Source organism: Paenibacillus hebaui (assembly GCF_051934385.1).
Lineage (GTDB): Bacteria > Bacillota > Bacilli > Paenibacillales > Paenibacillaceae > Paenibacillus.
Genome location: NZ_CP196836.1, coordinates 4094381 through 4112246, shown reverse-complemented (window position 1 = coordinate 4112246; position 17866 = coordinate 4094381). Strand labels below are relative to the sequence as shown.

Here is a 17866-nt window from a genome sequence, read left to right as displayed (position 1 = left end):
TACGATGCCAGAACTGCCGGAAATGGAAAACTACCGGACCTTGCTGTCCGAAAAAATACTTGATTTACTGATTACAGGTGTGATGGTTAATCGTGAGAAGACCATTAATACAGAACCTGACGTGTTCATTCGTGAACTTACAGGTAACCGTATCATATTTGTAGAGCGCCGAGCCAAACACCTTATCTTTCACCTGGCAAATGGCAAACGGCTTGTACTGCATCTCATGCTGGGCGGAATGATTTTCTGGGGCACGGAAGCCGAACGCCCTGATCGTTCCACTCAAGTAGAGATTCAGTTCGGAGAACATATTTTATTCTTCATTGGACTCCGATTAGGATATCTACATCTACTTACCTCGAAGGAGACCGAAGAGGCGATGTCTGACCTTGGACCTGAACCTCTTGATCGGCGCATGAATGCAGAGCGTTTTGCTGCCCTGTTGAAAGGACGTCGAGGTACACTCAAAACAACATTGGTTAACCAACACATTATTGCAGGCATCGGAAATTGTTATTCGGACGAGATTGCCTTTGCAGCAGGTCTGAGACCCAGCTCCAAAATGCCCAATATTGCTGCTTCACCTGAGCTAACGGAGCGTTTATACCGGTCTGTACAGTCCGTGTTGAGGGAAGCTGCATCGGAAGGCGGTTATATGGAAATGCCGCTGATGCAAGGAGATACCAAGACTGGAAGTTATGATGAGCAATGCCGAGTGTACGATCGTGAAGGGGAAACCTGTCCGCGTTGCGGGGGAACAATAGAACGTGTGGAAATTACGGGCAAGAAGGCGTTTTTCTGTCCGGATTGCCAGCATGAGGCCTAAAAGCGGACTGGGGGCACATGTCAGCACGCGAGGTGGGTTTCTTCAGGCAGCCAAGAGGGCATATGAGATGGGAGCTACGGCATTTCAATATTTTCCGAAGAATCCCAGGAGCCTTGGCCTGAAAGATCTGGATGCCAAAGATGCTGAACAGTGCAGGGATTGGTGTGAAAAGCAGGAACTTGCTTCAATTGCCCATTCACCCTATCCCACCAATCCGGCCTTGGGCATGACTCGTGGAGAGGCGGGTTACCATGCAACAATAGCTTCTATACGAAATGATCTGGAGATTGCGGATGCCTGCGGTTCAGTGGGAACCGTGGTGCATTTTGGTCATATCAAAAGCAACGAACCACTTGAAGGTTATCAGAATCTTATTGCCTGTCTCGATACCGTGTTAGCGAATTGGAAGGGGCAGGCGAAGATTTTGCTTGAAAACCAAGCTGGAGATCATGGCCCCATGGGAACAACGATGGAAGAATTGATACAGATTCGCAAGCTAAGTCGGTATCCCGAGCATATTGCTTTTTGTTTTGACACGTGTCATGCTTTTGCTTCGGGTATGTGGACGACAGGCAACGAGATGGCGATGCTGGAGAGAGGCAGGTTGCTGGGATATTGGGATGCCCTTGCGGCTGTACATTTTAATGATTCGAAATATCCATCCGGTTCATGCAAGGACAGACATGCACGGATTGGACAGGGTTATATAGGAAAAGAAGCGATGCAGGAACTGTTATGTGCGCCTGAGTTTCATCAAGTGGTAGTTGTGCTGGAGACCGAATCAGGCGAAGATGGAACACACCGTGGTGACATTGAACTCATGCGTTCCTGGCTTTAAATGGGGAAAGGAGCGATTGTAATGCATGTTTTTTTGGATGATTACCGGGCATGCCCAAAAGGATTTGTTCTGGCTACCAACGCAGAAGAATGCCTGATGCTGCTTAGAGAAGGTAACGTGGACATTTTATCCCTGGATTATGAACTGGGTCCGGATTCACCGAATGGCGGCGAGGTTGCTGCTGCAATCGTACGGGAAGGATTATTTCCACGTCAGATCTATTTGCACACGTCCAGCATGTATGGCAAACGTCAAATGTACGAATTGTTATACGGTAATAAACCGGATTCTCTAACTGTCCATAATGGACCGATGTCGGGCGAGGTCATGCTTCGTGTTGCTGCGGGAGAAGAAAGCAGATGAAGCCGATCACGACTAAAATGTTAATGCGCGGTGTATGGGAAGGCATGCCACAGGCTGTATTTATCTATACCCCATTATGTGGAACTTGTGCGGCAGCCCGGCGGATGCTGGAAATCGCTGAGCATTTGTTACCAGAGGGTATTATTTCTGAGATGAATATTCACGATATTCCCGAACTTGTACAGCAGTTTCAGATTTCGAGCGTGCCAGCAGTCATGCTTTTTGATGGAGAACATGATGTCCCCAAAATGGTCTATCGGATGAGCTCTGTAGAGCATCTGCTAGGTGAGATCCGAAAGGCGGTACTGAAATGAGTATAATTACGATGGAACATGTCTCTCTTCGACGGGAAGACAATCAGATTCTGGATGATGTTCATCTGCACATCGAAGAAGGCGAGCATTGGGTCATTCTCGGTCGCAATGGTTCTGGCAAAACAACGCTGCTGGAAATGATGAATGGATATATGTTTCCAAGTCAGGGGCGTATTGAGGTATTGGGTAACCTGTATGGACAATGTGACGTCCGGGAAGTTCGGAAAGAAATAGGCTATATCAGTCAAACGCTGATTGAGAAGCTGACACCACGTGATCCGGTATGGGAGGTTGTCGCGACAGGGGCTTATGCTTTTTTGCGTTTTTATCAGACCATCCCGGATGAGGTAAAGGACAAAGCGATGAATCTGCTTGATGAGATGGGCTTCGCAAAGCTGGCAAACCATTCTCTTGGAACCCTTTCTCAAGGAGAGCGCAAAAAAGTGATGCTTGCTCGTTCATTGATGGCTGATCCTAAATTGCTGATTATGGACGAGCCTTGTGCAGGTCTGGATCTGTATGAACGAGAGAAAATGTTAGCCGAAATTGATCGACTGCGTCAGCGTAATATCACAGTTGTATATGTGACTCATCACGTCGAAGAAATCGTACCATTGTTTACACATGTTGCCTTGATCCGCGATGGACGTATTGCTGCGGCAGGGCCCAAACATGAAGTTTTAACACAAGATACAATTAAGCATACGTATGATGTTCCGGTCGATATCCAGTGGGATGATGGACGTCCTTGGATCCGCGTACGTTCTGGAGGGTAACACAATTTGAGTACACAGTCGTCTTGGGGAGAAGGAAGCTTCTCCCGTTTTATCTGCACAGCCAATCATGGCTTTGCTCCTTATGCTCAGGAAGAGCTGCGCCGTACGTTTGGTGCAGTCAAGAGTACGGTACTTGTACCGGGAGAAATTCTGCTTGCCGGGCTGCCGGTAGCGGAGGAAGAAGTAGCGGTTAAGCTTTTAGAAGAATATCCGACGTTTTTACGTCATATTCAGCCTGTTCAGTTTCAGGAGAATACGGAAGATTCTACGGAAGCTATGGAGAAATTGATTGCATTTGTATTGAATCATACCGAATTGTCAGGTGCCAATGTAGTGCTTCAGGTTCGAAAAACGGAAGGTTCCTTCTGGCTGGAAAATGCAGCTTCATTGAAACAATTGCTCAGCGAGAAGCTGGATGAACTTGGTTGTAAGTGGGTTGTTCGTGATGCCGATTATGTCATTTCCGTATTTGCTTCGGATGATATGTTGTATGCAGGCGTATCCAGACCTGAACAAAATCTGTCAGATTGGAGTGGGGGAGCCGTTCGTTTTCAAAAAGAGGATGGGCAGATCTCACGGGCCAAATTCAAATTACTTGAAGCCGAGCAGACATTTGGCATTGACTTTACTTCTTTTCATAAAGCTCTGGATATTGGTGCTGCGCCAGGCGGATGGACCTCTTTCCTGCTTGAGCGAGGGCTCGAAGTTACGGCAGTTGACCCAGCCAAGATGGATGCAACGCTCCTCAGATCGCCCAAACTTACCTTTTTGAAAAAAAATGCAGGTGATGTACGTTTCCGCGAAGGTGAATTCGATCTGCTTGTATGTGATATGAGCTGGAGCCCCAAGCTGATGAGCCGACTTGTATCGGACTTGCTGTATAGCCTTCAATCGGGGGGGACTGCCGTCGTGACGGTGAAGCTGCTGCATAAGAAACCACTGGCGTTAATTAAGGATGTTATCGATACATTTGAGCGCTCGCGAATGCAGATCCAACGTTCCAAGCAGTTGTTCCACAACCGGGAAGAGATCACATTATATATGATTAAGTATTAAGATATTAAAGTGCGGTTCAAAAAGTCTGTTTTTCAGTACCGAAAAGATGGAATGAAGCTAGAAATGGAGTATTGGAGCGTAGGGAAAACGACGTGAGCAACGGACATTTCGGCTGAATTTCAACTTCGATGCTGATGATGCTGCTAGGCATAATTCGTAATCAAAAAGGACTTTTTGAACAACCTCTTAAAGGCATTAAATTTATGCTTTACAATATCTTATGGCATATACTATAATGATACCAATATTAACCATAACGAATTGAGGGAAAGCATCCCGAAGTGAACAAGTCCGGATATCCGGTTTGTTCCGCTTCGGTGAAGCTTTCCCTTTTTTGTTGTGCAGAAGGAGGAGTACACATGAGACATCCGGCCAGGCTGGAGCACGGAAGCCTGCTGGGAGGACGATATCGTATCGTGTCCATTCTGGGTTCGGGCGGAATGAGTCATGTATATGAGGCAGAGGACCTGAAGTTGCCAGGCAAGACTTGGGCAATCAAAGAAAGCGTCACGGCGATGCCATATGAAGGCAGTATGGAGTCGGAAGCGGCTCTCCTGACATCTCTCCGGCATCCCAGGCTGCCGCAAATTGTTGATTTTTTTGTCCCGGATGAGCACGGATACACCTATCTTGTAATGGAATACATAGAGGGATTAACACTGGGTGAATATTTCAAACAATGTCGAGGGAAGATTCCGCTTGAACATATGACAGAGTTTGTGCTTCAGTTGCTCGATGTATTGGGTTACTTGCATAGTCTGGACCCTCCTGTGATCTATAGGGATCTGAAACCATCCAACATAATGATTACACCAGAGCATGAAATAAGGCTGATTGATTTTGGCATAGCGCGGAGCTATAAAGCACAACGATTGGATGATACGGTCAAATTGGGAACAGCCGGCTTCGCTGCACCAGAACAATACGGCTCAGGTCAGACCGATGCACGCTCAGATCTGTATGGGCTTGGGGCACTGTTACTTTATCTCTTGACTTGTGGTACTTATACGGAATGGATTCAGGGAGTAGAGGGTTCTATTCGAAGTGATGTTCCACGTACCTACATACCTGTTGCAAGACGGTTGCTGAGACTGAATCCGAATGAGCGATTTCAATCTGCTGATGAAGTACGTAAGGAACTGCTGCGCAGGCCAGGAGTAGCAGCAAGTGGTGCAGAAACAATGCTGACGATAAGTGGAGGGACAAGAGTGATCGCTTTGACGGGGGCATCCTCCGGAGTGGGGGTTACACATACGGCTATAGCCATCAGTCACTATCTGGAAAGACAGAATTTCAAAGTGGCCGTGATCGAGATGTCTCCGCGTTCTCAATCGTTTGCTCGTATTCAACAAGTGGCCCAAGCGGGTAAACCGATGCCAACAGGCAGACAGTTTGCAGTGGATGGGGTGCATTATTGGAAACAATCGGGACGAGCAGACATTCTGTCTTTACTTGGGGGCAGCTATCAGTTCATTGTGATGGATCTGGGCAGTGGTCAGGACCAGAACCGGCTTGAAGAGTTTCTCAGAGCTGATCTGCCTATTGTTATCGGTTCCGGTGCGGAATGGAGACAGGCCGAGATTGGAGCTTTTGTCCGTTCACACCATCGATACCCGAGAGACAAATGGATTTACTGTCTGCCGCTTGCAGCAGCCGAAGCCGTTCAGCGTGTACGCAAAACGTTGGATACTTCCAGTGTCTACGGTCTGCCGTTACATATCGATCCCTTTGATCGGGAACCACAGATGGATAAGGTTTTTGCTCATATTTTGACTCATCTGATTAGGCAGCTTCCCAAGAAGCGTTCATTCTTTGCAAGGAAAAGAGTACATGATTAGAAGAGTTTGCGAAAGGAGAGCCTCTTTTGTCTAAATTAAGAAAACAAAGCCGTCAACTGATTTATGCCGGCCTGACGGGAGCGGGAGTGATTGGCCTGCTGTTTGGGGCATATGTCATTTATAATGTCAAAACCATGAGTGATGCGAGGTCTGCAGTGGAGGCCCGTTACTCGTCAGCCTATGAACAAAAAGAAGCCGAATTAATGCAACAGTGGAACTCGGGGGCACAGGGCTGGGTAACGATACGCGATGTTGAAGCAGGAGAGCCGATATTGTCTGAGGATATCAAACTCATTGCAGTTCCAGATGCACAGGCACCTAGGAATCTATGGTCCAGCACAAAGCAGATGGATGGTCAAGTAGCGAAAATAGAATTGAAAAAAGGTACAGCCATTACAACGGAAATGGTATATGAAGATACGCCAGCGCCACCGGATTTAAGGAACCGTGAATTACAGGTCGTTTTGTTGCCCTCTTCACTTGTAAAAGGAGATAACATCGATATTCGTATTCAGTTTCCCACGGGGCAAGACTACATTCTGCTATCCAAAAAGAAAGTCGAGAGATTAAATGCAGCTACGTTATGGATTACGATGACCGAGGAGGAAATTCTAACGCTTTCAAGTGCAATTGTAGATGCTTATTTACATAAAGCTTCAATCTATGCTTTAACCTATGTAGAACCACAGTTCCAGACACCTGCGATTCCGACCTATCCCGCCAACAATGAAGTGTTAAAACTGCTGGAGAGCGACCCAAACCTTGTTCGTCGGGCCGAGGTGGAATTAGCTCGGCAGGTGCGAAGTTCGTTGGAAAGCTCACTCGCTGCATCCGTGACAGCGCCATCCCGAGGTGTGGAACAGGATGTTGCACAATCTTCCGTCACTTACAATAACCGTCCTGAAGCGAATAACTCTCCATCTGCTGAGGGTGTCATCTGGAATGACGGTTCAGGAACCGGGGGAACGACTGGCATAGGAAGTAGCGATTCTTCAGCGTCAGCTTCGAGTGTGGATGAGCAGAAAAGCTTGTTGACTGGTGGAGAGTGAAAAATAGGGGGGGATTCTCATCTGATTCATATAACAATGTATAAAAGAAATTTATAAGGAGTTTTGATAGCTATGCATACGTGGATCTTTGCCGGGTTATGCGAGAAGAATGACCTGATGTTGTACCTTTGCAAAATACTGGCCTCCTCAGGCAAACATGTCTTGCTTGTTGACGGAACATTACAGCAGAAGTATGGATATGGCGTGGGGGGAAGTCAGCAATCTTTGCGCATAACGGAATTTGAGGGGTTTGATATCGCTTGTCAGTTTGTCACTTCAGCAGCTGTCGAGAACCATCTTGAGGCCAATGGCGAGAAGTTAGAGGCCTATGATTACGTCATTTATGATATGGAAACCTCTCACTTCGCTTCACGCGATCTATGGCTCAAGGCAGATATTCGTGTCTGGGTCAGTGATTATGAACGTTACAATCTGGAACGAGGTAAGGGCTGGCTAAAGCGGTTGCTTGAAGAACAGTCCCTGCCAGCAGAATTAACGTTTCAACGGATTTTGATCAATGCGGTTGATTGCAAGCTGGAGTCTCGATATCTCTGGGCGTATCTGGAAGGCAGTCCGTTTGTATGGACAGGGGAATCTTTAATACTCCCTTGGGATGAGTTGACCGCGGCAGTCAAATTGGAAAATGAGCATCATCGACGAGTTCATCTCGGAGCATTGTCACGAAACTATAAAAAATCGCTGTGCCGCTTGGTGGAGCAATTGACTGGCTGGGAAAATGTCCGAAGTCGACGGGCCATTAAAGAAGCAGAAAGGATGAGGGCATGAGTACCATTACGTTTTGGAGCCCTTTCGCAGGGACAGGCAGCACTTCAAGCGCATTAATCAGCGCCTATGCTATGGCACTTCATTATAGGACAAGGATTTTACTTGTAAACACAGGTCCAGTGGGGAGCAGCACTGAAGCTGCTCTGCCAGCCAAAGAAATAGAGGATATGGGTTCGGCGTTCAACTTCGAAGAGGGTGGCTGGGATGCTATTGAACGACTGCACACAAGTGGCAGCCTGAACAAGCATAATTTGAGGGATTATACGAAGCCGCTTCTCAAAGACCGTCTGGATTTGTTGACCGGTAGAATTAACAGGATGGAACGTTCCCCGCAGGAGCATGTAGAGACATTGAAAAGACTGCTGGACGTAGCAAATGAATATTATGATCTGGTTCTTCTGGATGCAGATCGAGCGGATACAAATGCTCGGGTACTGCTGGATCAGGCTGACTATGTTGTCGTGAACCTGAACCAAAACATGAGGGATATGGAGTATTTTTTTGAAGGGATAAGGCCAGAGAGCATGAGTAATCAGAAGATGCATATCGTACTGAACAAGTATGATCCGCATTCACGCGCAACCATTACCAACATTCGCCGTCGTTTTCGATACAAAGGATCGATATCAATACTGCCGTATACAACCGGATTTCTGGATGCCTTCAATCGCCGTGATACGGCAGCGTATTTACAGTTGGAAGGTCTGAGTGACAATAAGGACATTCGTAAGGGGAGCTTTGCTGCAAGTATGGCTGAACTCGCTCGCCTCATTATGGACGGCGCAGGTATGCGTACCGTTCTGAAGAGGCTCGAAAGGGGAGCCTGAACCTCCGATGCTCTGGAATACCCTGTGGATAAGTTTAATTCTGTTGTTATGTCTTACGTATATCTGGTTCAAATATAGAGCTTCCCATCGTGAAAAGAATAACCGTGCTCCTGAGCGTGAATCCTTCACGATTGAAGTACTGACAGAGAAAGTGAAGATTTCACTTCATGAGCTGAGTCATAGCCAACTTGCAGATGCCGGCCTGCATGAAGAAGAATACCGCCGGAGAATCAATCAGCGCGCTGAGATGCGCAAGGCACTTAAAGGCTGTGTATCAGGCAGCATCAGTGACAAAACGTATGTCAAAAATCTGATAGGGGATCTGTTGACTCGTAGTATAGGTCTGAACAAGTCCAATATAGATGAGGTCATTTATTTTGGAGAAACGGATTTGCTGACGATCCAGGATCAGTTCGAAATTGTATTTTATCTCTACCGGCAGCAATTTGGTGTGGATGCTTTATCCCGCATGATCGATACCTATGATCTTGGCAGGCTGAGGCTGGAAGAAGGTGCGGATGACGGAGGAGGATATTATATCTCTGAAGAGGATATCCGCTATGTATTCGAGTGTGAGTATAGAGAGCTTGGATTCAGAGAAAAAACGGATATTATTGTTCAACGCATCTATCAGCACTACAAAGGATTTTCAGTTGTGGATGAGATTAGGGATCAACGTATTGATGGTGTCAGTGGTGGGGTTAGCGGCATGCTGGATGCAGTTCAGGATATGGGACTTCGCCAGCCTGCTTCATGGAATGATCTGTTAGAGGATGGGCTTGAAGATGCTCCACATGAAGAACCGCTGAGTGGGATGGAAAGTGTCTGGATTTTCTATAAGGGTAAATCGATTCATCTATCCTTCCTGTCATTTGGCAGTATTCGTGAACTGAAGAGGGTATGTCAAAATATTTATAAATACAACTATCCAGGACAGCTTTCGGAAGCAAATGGATACAAGGTGAACGAAATGAAGGATGGATCGCGGGTTGTGGTCGTACGTCCTCCCTTTACTGAGTCATGGGCATTCTTTGTCCGGAAATTCGATATTCCCAACGCTTCACTGGAACAGCTGATTACCGGAAACAACGCAGATTTGCCCATTACGTTGCTTCAATATCTGATGAAAGGTAGTCGGATTACAGCCGTAACAGGAGCACAAGGTTCGGGTAAAACGACGCTGCTAATGGCCATGGTCAAGCACATCTATGCTTCGTATACCTTGCGTGTACAGGAGATGGCCTTTGAACTTCAATTAAGACGGATATATAGCCGGCGTAACATCTTGAGTTTTCGAGAAACGGAGCACATTTCTGGTCAACAGGGGCTGGATTTACAGAAAAAAACAGATGGTACTGTAAATATTCTGGGTGAGGTTGCAAGTGACGAAGTAGCTGCATGGATGATTCAGATGTCCCAGGTTGCCAGTCTGTTCACGTTGTTCACCCACCATGCCAAAACATTTCGCGATCTGGTCTTCTCTCTTCGTAATTCCTTGCTCAAAACAGGCATGTTCCAACACGAACATATTGCAGAGGAACAGGTAGTAAGTGTCATTAATTTCGATGTACATATGAAAAAGGACGCAGAGGGACGCAGATATATTGAGCGGATCACAGAGTGTTTACCACGTGCGAATAAAGGCGACAGCGTGGAAGAAAGAGCAGGTTTTACGTTCCGCAATGTGTTGGAGTACAGAGAGGGTAACTACTTTGCCACAGCTCCGATCTCAACAGGCAGTATCGAGGATATGCGGGATCAGATGACACTACACGACGCTGCACAGTTCGAACAGTTCATCAAGCAACACTGGGGTGATACCTATGAACATTAAGTTCGCTCTTCTCCTGGTACTGGGGATATGTGTGGGTGGTTTGCTCCTCACGCTACTTGTTCTGAATCTGTTGCGTCATCGGGGAGGTGATTCTACAAGTAAATCGATCGGCATCGTTACTCTCAACGGAAGTCGAACGCTGCAATGGGGATCATTCCTGTTACAGTCCTATCGCTGGGGCATGAAATTGCCAGTGATCTCTGCTTATATTTTACAAGTGCAAAAGCGAATTTCCTTCCGGCATATTGGAGACGAAGTAGCACTAAGACGAATGACTATGACCGTGGTTCTGATTATATTCGGAGGATACGGGAGTATCAGTGTGATTTTGTTCCTCATGCAACCGGGTATCGCCTTTGTCATATTGTCGGTACTCTGCGCTGTCGTGTTGAACAGTCTGGTGCTGGACATGTGTTTAAGCCGTATGGAGAAACGACTCTTGGTGCAGATGCTGGACCTGTTTGCCGATGTGAGACATCGGTATCATCAGCATGGAATGGTGGAGGAGGCACTCTATGAAGCAGCGGAAGCTGGTCAAGGAGAGGCCGCCGAGCAAGTGCTGCTAATTTATGAAGCCTTGACTTCTCCAGATCCAAACGAAGCTTTGGAAAGATACTATGAAGTTGCTGCTAATCGTTTTCTGAAGGGTTTTGCAGGGATTTCATACATGGTGATGGAGTTTGGTGATAAAGACAGAGCACAGGGTTCAATTTACCTTAAAGGTCTGGGGAATCTGACGCAGGAAATTCATCTGGAAATATTGCGGCGTGACAAACTGGATTATCTGTTAAAAGGGCTGAACATCATTGCGCTGGCTCCTGTCCTGTTCACAGCATCAATCGAACGTTGGGCCAGAGGAAGTTTTCCGACCATGGATGAATTCTACCGTAGCAAGATCGGATTTGTAACCAAAATATCGATCTACATCATTATCATCCTTGCCTACCTGCTCTTACAAAGACTTCAGCAATATGATGAAACCCGCTTTAGGACAGGACGCAAACAATCCAGAATCGATCAATTCCTGTATAAGCAACCATTTATTCGTAGAGTGGCTATGTTGTTCGCAGCCAAACCTGGCAGTGTCCATTACAGTCAAACCTTAAGACTCATGCGGGAAAGTAGCTCAGAGCTGAAATATGAATGGCTGGCTATTCGCAGGGTGATGTTATTTGCAGGTTGTTTTGTCCTGACCATTGGATGTGTTTTGCTACTGCATCAGGTTGAACGCAATCATATCTTACATGATCCTGTGCGAGATGACCGGATGTTTGGCGCGATGGGAGAAGCGGAATTGAATCAAGCCAGAGAAAAGACAAGCTTGGATCAAGCTGTTCTTGAGCGCATCGAAATGAAGCGTGGGACAACTTATGATGAGATCTCCAATGCACTGCAGACTGTGAATCTCATTCAACTGGATCATGATACTCAGACTGAAACCATCGCTCGTATCATGCAGAAGCTGGACGTGTATAACAAGCAATATCTTCACTGGTGGGAGCTGATTATCGCAGTGATGATAGGAATAGCGGGTTATCACATGCCGGTCTGGCTCATGATGTTCCAGCGCAAGATGCGAAGTATGGATATGAGACATGAAATCTATCAGTTTCAGACGGTTATATCCATTTTGCGAGAAATGGACCGCATGTCTGTAGAAGAGATATTGGAGTGGCTTAATCGGTTTGCTGTCATTTTCAAAAGACCGCTTCAAAAATGTCTGTTGCACTTTGAACATGGGCCGGAGCAAGCGCTGGAACAATTAAAAGAAGATGCGGTTCTGCCTGAGTTTCAACGTCTGGTTGATAAATTGCAGCTTGCTCTAGGGAAAATCTCGATTCGCGAAGCTTTTGATGATCTGGACAGCATGATGGCCTTTTATTTTGAACAGCGCAAGCAGGAATATACCAAGATGATCGATGTAAAAGCATCCTGGGGGAGAATGATCGGATTCACACCGATGTATGCTCTGATCTTTCTCTATCTGGTCATTCCGCTGGTAGGCATGAGTTTCCTGCAAATGAACATGTATTATGAACAGATTCAGAAACTGTAACGAACAAGTACGTCACAGTCTGAAATAAATGAATTAAAACTATAAAATTAGGAGGATTTATTATGAACAATGCATCAAGCGCTTTAAAGGTGGCAGCAGGGATTTTCCTAACCATCGCCCTTATTACCATTGTGGTTCTGTTATTTATTTCGGCTCAGGAAGCGACCAAAACGGCACAGAACAATTTTGCCGATATCCAGACCGAGTTGTCCCAGGCTGCATTTACGGTGTATGACGGTACAACCATTAGCGGCTCACAGGTAACCAACGCGTTGCGTAAATACGCGGACAAAGATCAGTTTGGTATTCAAGTTATTACAGGTAAAAATAAATCAGGTCAGTGGTACGGAAATCAGTTGAACATTTCTCAGGATCTCAATAATGCGGATTACGGCTCTGTAATTGCACCTGATGACAAAGTGGGCATTATTAACCAGACCATGAGTGAAAAAGACAATCAATATGTCAATCCAAGTGGGAAATTTAAAGCCTTAATCGTAAAAGACAGATCCAATGTAGTCAGAGGACTTATTTTCCAGCAATCCTGACAGGAGTTGGTTTAGAATGTCCCAGAATACACAGCAGCTCATGTTGTTCTGTACGGCGGTTGTCCTTTTTGTGACAGCCTGCCTGTACGGGCAACAGAATGTTAAGGTTTTGTCAGATTCTCTGAATCGTATGGTACAGACAACAGCAGGCATGGAAGGACGGCTAAATACAACTTTACGCATTACAAAGCCAGATCGATACAGCGGTGCTGAGGTGCTACATACAGTGAGGCTAATGACAGGGACAGCGATCCGTGTTGAGGTGGATGGGATTGCATATGTCATTGATCCCCTTCTGAATAGAACAGTGACTATTCCTGTCCAACTTAATGCATCGTATAGGCCTGAGTTCATAAGAAGTGAGGCTGGCGAACTGCTGAAGATTGCCTTTTGGAAGGAGGCCAGTATACCTTGATTAATGCCGCATCCAAGTTGCTTGCCGTTTTGCTGGCAGTGAGCTTGTTATATATATACCCGGCAGCAGAGACCGCAGATCGACAGGATGATATGGCACGCATGACCGTTGTTCAGACGGTTACACGTTTTGTTGATGCTGTGAGGACCAAGGGGTATATTTCCCCTGCCATGTATGCAGAGTTCGAAGAACAGATGGCCCGAACGGGGAATGCTTATGAGATTTCCATGGAACATTTACACAAAAAGTATGTACCTCATTACTCAGATCCGATGAATCAGAGTACATTCTCAGGAACTTATGAGATCGTGCAGGATGGCTATTATTCAGCTCAAATTCAAGCAAAGTTATTTCCCTCTTCCGGTGTATTGGCAGCGGATGACCCTGGGCGCAGATATACACTGGCCATGGGTGATTTTTTCACGGTAACTGTCAAAAATACGAATCGGACACCTGCCATGCTGATTCGTGAGTGGTTGAATGGGTCTGCACAGGCTGCAGCCGTGTTTACCACATATGGAGGTATGGTGCTCAATGAAGATTATTGATCTTTCCATTGTGTTTGTACTTATATTTCTACCTATTTTCTGGGTCATATCACACAACACGAACCATGCTGAAGAGGCTCAATATTTAAGCAATCGATATCGGATGGCACTTCAAACTGCCGTATTGGATGCAGGAGCAGTCATGCATCAAAATGAGAAGCAAAATGATGAAGCGGGTTATGATTCGACCAAGTTCGTGAAAGCAGATAAAGAGCTTGCATTGCTTACGTTTACCCAAACGATGGCTCTAAATATGGGAATCCAGGATGATCCTGTTGCTATACGAGCCATGTTTAACTATATTCCAGCGATGGTTGTACTGGATTATGACGGTTATTACATTTTGGCTAACGAAACAGAAATGACCGGAAATCTTGAAGATTCATTAAGGCAAGTGTGGAGCCCCAAAAAGCCTTATACATATTTCGATGCAAATGGTAGCAGTATTAACTTCACCCTCGATGACTACGTGTATGCCTATGATGCAGGTTTGGGCAAGTGGGTGGAGGGTTACCAAAAAGAACTGGTCTCCAGCACACACATCCCTCTGCTTCAAAATGCCGAAACGTTTGAGCAGGTGAGACGAAGCCGAATCGTTACAGCTGTGCAGGAAGATTTGGCAGATGTCATCAACCGACATAATGAGTTTGCAAGGAAGAGCGGTATATCCTATACCTTTACCCTGCCACAGATCTCTCAGGAAGACTGGTACAATTCGATAAATGATACGGGTATTATGGCGTTTATTCAAGGTATGCCTGTGGGTAATCAGAAGGTTAATAATTACGCAATCGGTGGTGGCAGACTGGTGAAGAAAAAGGCGATTGTTGGTGGAGTTGATCCATCAACAGGCATTAAATATTATTACTCTTCCACATGCAATAATGGTTACAGAGCCGAAGAAGTGTTTACAGATGCCAAACAAGCGGCAGCACAAGGTTATTTTGAGTATAAATGTTCCATAAATTAGGGATAGTTCGTTTGAAATATAAATGAGAGGTTGCATGAGATGTTTACATTACTTTCAGAAAGGGCGGGACCTGTGCTAAAATAGGGTTTCGGAACTATATAGTAATGTCCAATAGATAGGAGCAACCTCATCTTATGAGTTTATTGTCAGTAGAGAACGTGAGTCACAATTTTGGAGACCGTACGTTATTTAAGAATGTATCTTTTCGTTTGCTCGCCGGAGAGCGTGTAGGCCTTGTTGGAGCAAATGGTGTGGGCAAGTCCACATTGATGAACATCCTCACCGGGAAATTGTTGAAGGACGAAGGGAAGGTTGAATGGACCCCCAAAGTTCGTTATGGATATCTGGACCAGCATACCAAGCTGACGCCGGGCAAGACGATTCGTGATGTGCTCAAGGATGCATTCCTCCCCTTGCTTGAATTAGAAAAAGAAATGTTGTCCATCACCGATCAAATGGCGGATGCCGATCCGGACAAGCTTGAATTGTTGTTGGAAGAGATGGGTGATATCCAGGAACAATTGGAGCAAGGTGATTTTTATCTGATTGATGTAAAAGTGGAAGAGATGGCTAATGGTCTTGGTTTGTCCGCCATCGGACTTGATCGTGATGTAGCCTCTCTGAGTGGGGGTCAGCGTACAAAGGTTTTGTTGGCAAAGCTTTTGCTGGAGAAACCTACTGCTCTTCTGCTGGATGAGCCGACGAACTATCTGGATGTGGAGCATATAGAGTGGCTGATACGTTACCTGAAGGATTACCCTTATGCGTTCATTCTGATCTCGCATGATACAGAGTTTATGAATGAAGTCGTCAACGTCATTTATCATCTGGAATTTGCTAAATTAACGCGTTATGCAGCGAACTATAACAAATTCCTTGAAATGGCCGATATGAATAAAGCTCAGCATATCGATGCTTATGAGAAACAGCAGGAGTACATCAAGAAGCAGGAAGATTTCATTCAGCGGAACAAAGCGCGTGCTTCCACTTCTGGTCGTGCCAAGAGCCGTGAGAAGCAACTTGGCAAGATTGAACGGATTGATCGTCCAGATGAAGCTGCCAAACCAACATTCAAATTCAAAGATGCCCGGGCGAGCAGTAAAACGGTCTTCGAGGGTATTGATTTTGAAATTGGATATTCACATGCTCTGTTACCCAAGATGACAATGACCATCGAACGCGGTGAGAAAATCGCCATTGTCGGCTGTAACGGTGTAGGTAAATCCACATTGCTCAAGACCATTCTGGGGAAAATACAGCCACTTAGTGGTAAGACTTTCCTAGGGGATTACCTGGAAACAGCCTACTTCGAACAGGAAGTGCGGGCGGGTAATATTACTCCGATAGAAGATGTATGGAATGAGTTCTCCCATCTGACCCAGAATGAAGTTCGGGGTCATCTCGCCCGTTGTGGATTGAAGAATGAACATATTACTCGTCCGCTGAACATGCTTAGTGGTGGAGAACAAGCCAAAGTTCGTTTGTGCAAACTTCTGATGCGTGAAAGTAACTGGATCTTGTTCGATGAGCCAACCAACCATCTGGATGTTACGGCAAAAGCGGAGTTGAAGCGTGCCCTGCAAGAATTCAAAGGTACCGTTCTGCTGGTATCTCATGAACCTGAGTTTTACGAGGGCTGGGTCACCAAAACATGGGATGTTGAGGCTTGGTCCGAGAAATAATAGATTCAACGAACAACTCAACCCACCTTAGGTGATGAGTGAACGATGAAACAAACGAAAATGTACGGTGACAAAAAAAGGGGTCTATGGTAACATAGGCTACAACTTCATATGAACACTAGGGGGGCCGCGCGAGGCGGCTGAGATGGAAGAATGCGATTCTGGACCCTTTGCACCTGATCTGGATCATACCAGCGTAGGGAAGTGGCGCGTTTCAGTTGATGACAGTGTGACAGCAATTCACTTATATTGTGAAGATTGCTTTGCCTGCCTCAGAATGAAGCATGCAGTTTCTATGTTAAAGCTTACAACTATGCATTTCATGGTTGCTATTACATAGAGTACGGCATGGCAGTCATCATTCAAGCTGATTCCTGAATTTAAATTCGCGGCCACTCCCCTATGGGAGTGGCTTTTTTGTCGTTTCGTAGGCGTTTCGTAGTTGTTTCATATCATGCTTATATCATACAAAAGGAGGGTGAAGGAGACGTCATTATCCCACGAACATGTGAAGACAACTTCCTTCGAGCTGCATGCTGTTTCGCAAGGCAGAGGAGACAGGTATTCTTTTCTGAATGCAGCTAAGGAGGTATGGCGATGGGTGGATTATATTCACATCCGGGAAAAACAGCTGACGTTGGAGCAACGGATGAACTGGGCACAAAGCCTGAAGTCGCAAGGGGTTCCGCCTGAACAAATTATCATGAATGGCTCAGAGCGGCTTGCTCCAGATCCGTTGCTCGGCGGTGCGCATTGGGGACAGGCTGCTCTACGAGACTATGATTCTAGTGAGTTAAATCGAGAGGATCGGCTTCGGCTAGGGGTATCGGTTCATTCTCTGGAAGAAGCCAAAGTTGCAGAAGAACGTGGAGCAAATTATCTCTTTTACGGACATGTCTATGCCTCAAATAGTAAACCAAATAGCGAACCAAGAGGACTGGAGGCATTGGCTGAAATATGTTCCAATGTATCGATTCCCGTAATTGGCATTGGCGGGATTGGACCGGAAAATATTGCTGCGATTCGATCTGCTGGTGCCCAAGGCGCTGCTGTGATTTCAACCATTTGGATGAGCCATAACCCGGAACTGGCTGCTGCTTCATTACGACAGGTGATAGCGGATTCAGAAAAGTAAACTGA

General features: G+C 45.9%; 18 protein-coding genes and 1 riboswitch. All 18 genes read left to right on the top strand.

The annotated features are described in order from the left end of the window. Positions 1-4 precede the first annotated feature (4 nt). The 18 genes from ACR32F_RS18160 to ACR32F_RS18075 all read left to right on the top strand — a co-directional run bounded on the left by ACR32F_RS18160 (position 5) and on the right by ACR32F_RS18075 (position 17861). Complete coding sequence (locus ACR32F_RS18160) at positions 5-826, top strand: Fpg/Nei family DNA glycosylase (RefSeq protein WP_440109375.1); 822 nt, start codon at positions 5-7, stop codon at positions 824-826. Next, complete coding sequence (locus tag ACR32F_RS18155; RefSeq protein ID WP_440109373.1) at positions 816-1664, top strand: deoxyribonuclease IV; 849 nt, start codon at positions 816-818, stop codon at positions 1662-1664. Before ACR32F_RS18160 ends, ACR32F_RS18155 begins: the two co-directional genes overlap by 11 nt. A gap of 21 nt (positions 1665-1685) precedes the next feature. Further along, on the top strand, positions 1686-2027 hold the full coding sequence (locus tag ACR32F_RS18150) for a cyclic-phosphate processing receiver domain-containing protein (protein ID WP_440109371.1): 342 nt from the start codon (positions 1686-1688) through the stop codon (positions 2025-2027). Next, positions 2024-2341, top strand: a complete 318-nt coding sequence (locus ACR32F_RS18145) for a thioredoxin family protein (RefSeq protein ID WP_440109369.1) — start codon at positions 2024-2026, stop codon at positions 2339-2341. Before ACR32F_RS18150 ends, ACR32F_RS18145 begins: the two co-directional genes overlap by 4 nt. Next, positions 2338-3117: an ABC transporter ATP-binding protein gene (locus tag ACR32F_RS18140; RefSeq protein WP_440109367.1), complete on the top strand. Its 780-nt coding sequence runs from the start codon at positions 2338-2340 to the stop codon at positions 3115-3117. The genes ACR32F_RS18145 and ACR32F_RS18140 overlap by 4 nt, the downstream gene beginning before the upstream one ends. Before the next feature lie 6 nt (positions 3118-3123). Next, a complete protein-coding gene (locus ACR32F_RS18135) occupies positions 3124-4173 on the top strand; it encodes an SAM-dependent methyltransferase (RefSeq protein WP_440109365.1) in 1050 nt (349 codons plus the stop codon). 359 nt (positions 4174-4532) lie between these two features. Next, a complete protein-coding gene (locus tag ACR32F_RS18130) occupies positions 4533-6011 on the top strand; it encodes a serine/threonine protein kinase (protein ID WP_440109363.1) in 1479 nt (492 codons plus the stop codon). Between the two features lie 26 nt (positions 6012-6037). After that, entirely contained in the window at positions 6038-7060 is a 1023-nt protein-coding gene (locus tag ACR32F_RS18125) for an SAF domain-containing protein (protein WP_440109361.1), read from the top strand. Positions 7061-7132: 72 nt separating this feature from the next. Further along, positions 7133-7846 (top strand): hypothetical protein, encoded by a 714-nt coding sequence (locus ACR32F_RS18120; protein ID WP_440109359.1) that lies wholly within the window; start codon positions 7133-7135, stop codon positions 7844-7846. After that, positions 7843-8673, top strand: a complete 831-nt coding sequence (locus ACR32F_RS18115; protein WP_440109357.1) for a hypothetical protein — start codon at positions 7843-7845, stop codon at positions 8671-8673. The genes ACR32F_RS18120 and ACR32F_RS18115 overlap by 4 nt, the downstream gene beginning before the upstream one ends. Positions 8674-8680: 7 nt before the next feature. Further along, positions 8681-10507, top strand: a complete 1827-nt coding sequence (locus ACR32F_RS18110; protein ID WP_440109355.1) for a pilus assembly protein CpaF — start codon at positions 8681-8683, stop codon at positions 10505-10507. Beyond that, the gene (locus ACR32F_RS18105; protein ID WP_440109353.1) at positions 10497-12563 is read left to right on the top strand and encodes a hypothetical protein; all 2067 of its coding nucleotides are present in this window, start codon (positions 10497-10499) and stop codon (positions 12561-12563) included. Before ACR32F_RS18110 ends, ACR32F_RS18105 begins: the two co-directional genes overlap by 11 nt. A gap of 62 nt (positions 12564-12625) precedes the next feature. Continuing rightward, the gene (locus ACR32F_RS18100) at positions 12626-13111 is read left to right on the top strand and encodes an ABC transporter permease (RefSeq protein ID WP_440109351.1); all 486 of its coding nucleotides are present in this window, start codon (positions 12626-12628) and stop codon (positions 13109-13111) included. A gap of 16 nt (positions 13112-13127) precedes the next feature. Continuing rightward, complete coding sequence (locus ACR32F_RS18095) at positions 13128-13526, top strand: hypothetical protein (RefSeq protein WP_440109349.1); 399 nt, start codon at positions 13128-13130, stop codon at positions 13524-13526. Then, complete coding sequence (locus ACR32F_RS18090; protein WP_440109347.1) at positions 13523-14074, top strand: hypothetical protein; 552 nt, start codon at positions 13523-13525, stop codon at positions 14072-14074. Before ACR32F_RS18095 ends, ACR32F_RS18090 begins: the two co-directional genes overlap by 4 nt. Continuing rightward, positions 14061-15044 (top strand): hypothetical protein, encoded by a 984-nt coding sequence (locus tag ACR32F_RS18085; RefSeq protein ID WP_440109345.1) that lies wholly within the window; start codon positions 14061-14063, stop codon positions 15042-15044. The genes ACR32F_RS18090 and ACR32F_RS18085 overlap by 14 nt, the downstream gene beginning before the upstream one ends. A gap of 134 nt (positions 15045-15178) precedes the next feature. Further along, entirely contained in the window at positions 15179-16726 is a 1548-nt protein-coding gene (locus ACR32F_RS18080) for an ABC-F family ATP-binding cassette domain-containing protein (RefSeq protein ID WP_440109343.1), read from the top strand. Positions 16727-16836: 110 nt separating this feature from the next. Next, a riboswitch (TPP riboswitch) is annotated at positions 16837-16946 on the top strand. Positions 16947-17204: 258 nt separating this feature from the next. Beyond that, positions 17205-17861, top strand: coding sequence for a thiamine phosphate synthase (locus ACR32F_RS18075; RefSeq protein ID WP_440109341.1), 657 nt, complete (start codon positions 17205-17207; stop codon positions 17859-17861). Positions 17862-17866 lie beyond the last annotated feature (5 nt).

What these genes read in the sequence shown, in the direction of transcription:
- ACR32F_RS18160 (WP_440109375.1), top strand. Translation starts at nt 5, where the DNA reads ATGCCAGAACTGCCGGAAATGGAAAACTACCGGACCTTGCTGTCCGAA.
- ACR32F_RS18155 (WP_440109373.1), top strand. Translation starts at nt 816, where the DNA reads ATGAGGCCTAAAAGCGGACTGGGGGCACATGTCAGCACGCGAGGTGGG.
- ACR32F_RS18150 (WP_440109371.1), top strand. Translation starts at nt 1,686, where the DNA reads ATGCATGTTTTTTTGGATGATTACCGGGCATGCCCAAAAGGATTTGTT.
- ACR32F_RS18145 (WP_440109369.1), top strand. Translation starts at nt 2,024, where the DNA reads ATGAAGCCGATCACGACTAAAATGTTAATGCGCGGTGTATGGGAAGGC.
- ACR32F_RS18140 (WP_440109367.1), top strand. Translation starts at nt 2,338, where the DNA reads ATGAGTATAATTACGATGGAACATGTCTCTCTTCGACGGGAAGACAAT.
- ACR32F_RS18130 (WP_440109363.1), top strand. Translation starts at nt 4,533, where the DNA reads ATGAGACATCCGGCCAGGCTGGAGCACGGAAGCCTGCTGGGAGGACGA.
- ACR32F_RS18120 (WP_440109359.1), top strand. Translation starts at nt 7,133, where the DNA reads ATGCATACGTGGATCTTTGCCGGGTTATGCGAGAAGAATGACCTGATG.
- ACR32F_RS18115 (WP_440109357.1), top strand. Translation starts at nt 7,843, where the DNA reads ATGAGTACCATTACGTTTTGGAGCCCTTTCGCAGGGACAGGCAGCACT.
- ACR32F_RS18110 (WP_440109355.1), top strand. Translation starts at nt 8,681, where the DNA reads ATGCTCTGGAATACCCTGTGGATAAGTTTAATTCTGTTGTTATGTCTT.
- ACR32F_RS18105 (WP_440109353.1), top strand. Translation starts at nt 10,497, where the DNA reads ATGAACATTAAGTTCGCTCTTCTCCTGGTACTGGGGATATGTGTGGGT.
- ACR32F_RS18100 (WP_440109351.1), top strand. Translation starts at nt 12,626, where the DNA reads ATGAACAATGCATCAAGCGCTTTAAAGGTGGCAGCAGGGATTTTCCTA.
- ACR32F_RS18095 (WP_440109349.1), top strand. Translation starts at nt 13,128, where the DNA reads ATGTCCCAGAATACACAGCAGCTCATGTTGTTCTGTACGGCGGTTGTC.
- ACR32F_RS18085 (WP_440109345.1), top strand. Translation starts at nt 14,061, where the DNA reads ATGAAGATTATTGATCTTTCCATTGTGTTTGTACTTATATTTCTACCT.
- ACR32F_RS18080 (WP_440109343.1), top strand. Translation starts at nt 15,179, where the DNA reads ATGAGTTTATTGTCAGTAGAGAACGTGAGTCACAATTTTGGAGACCGT.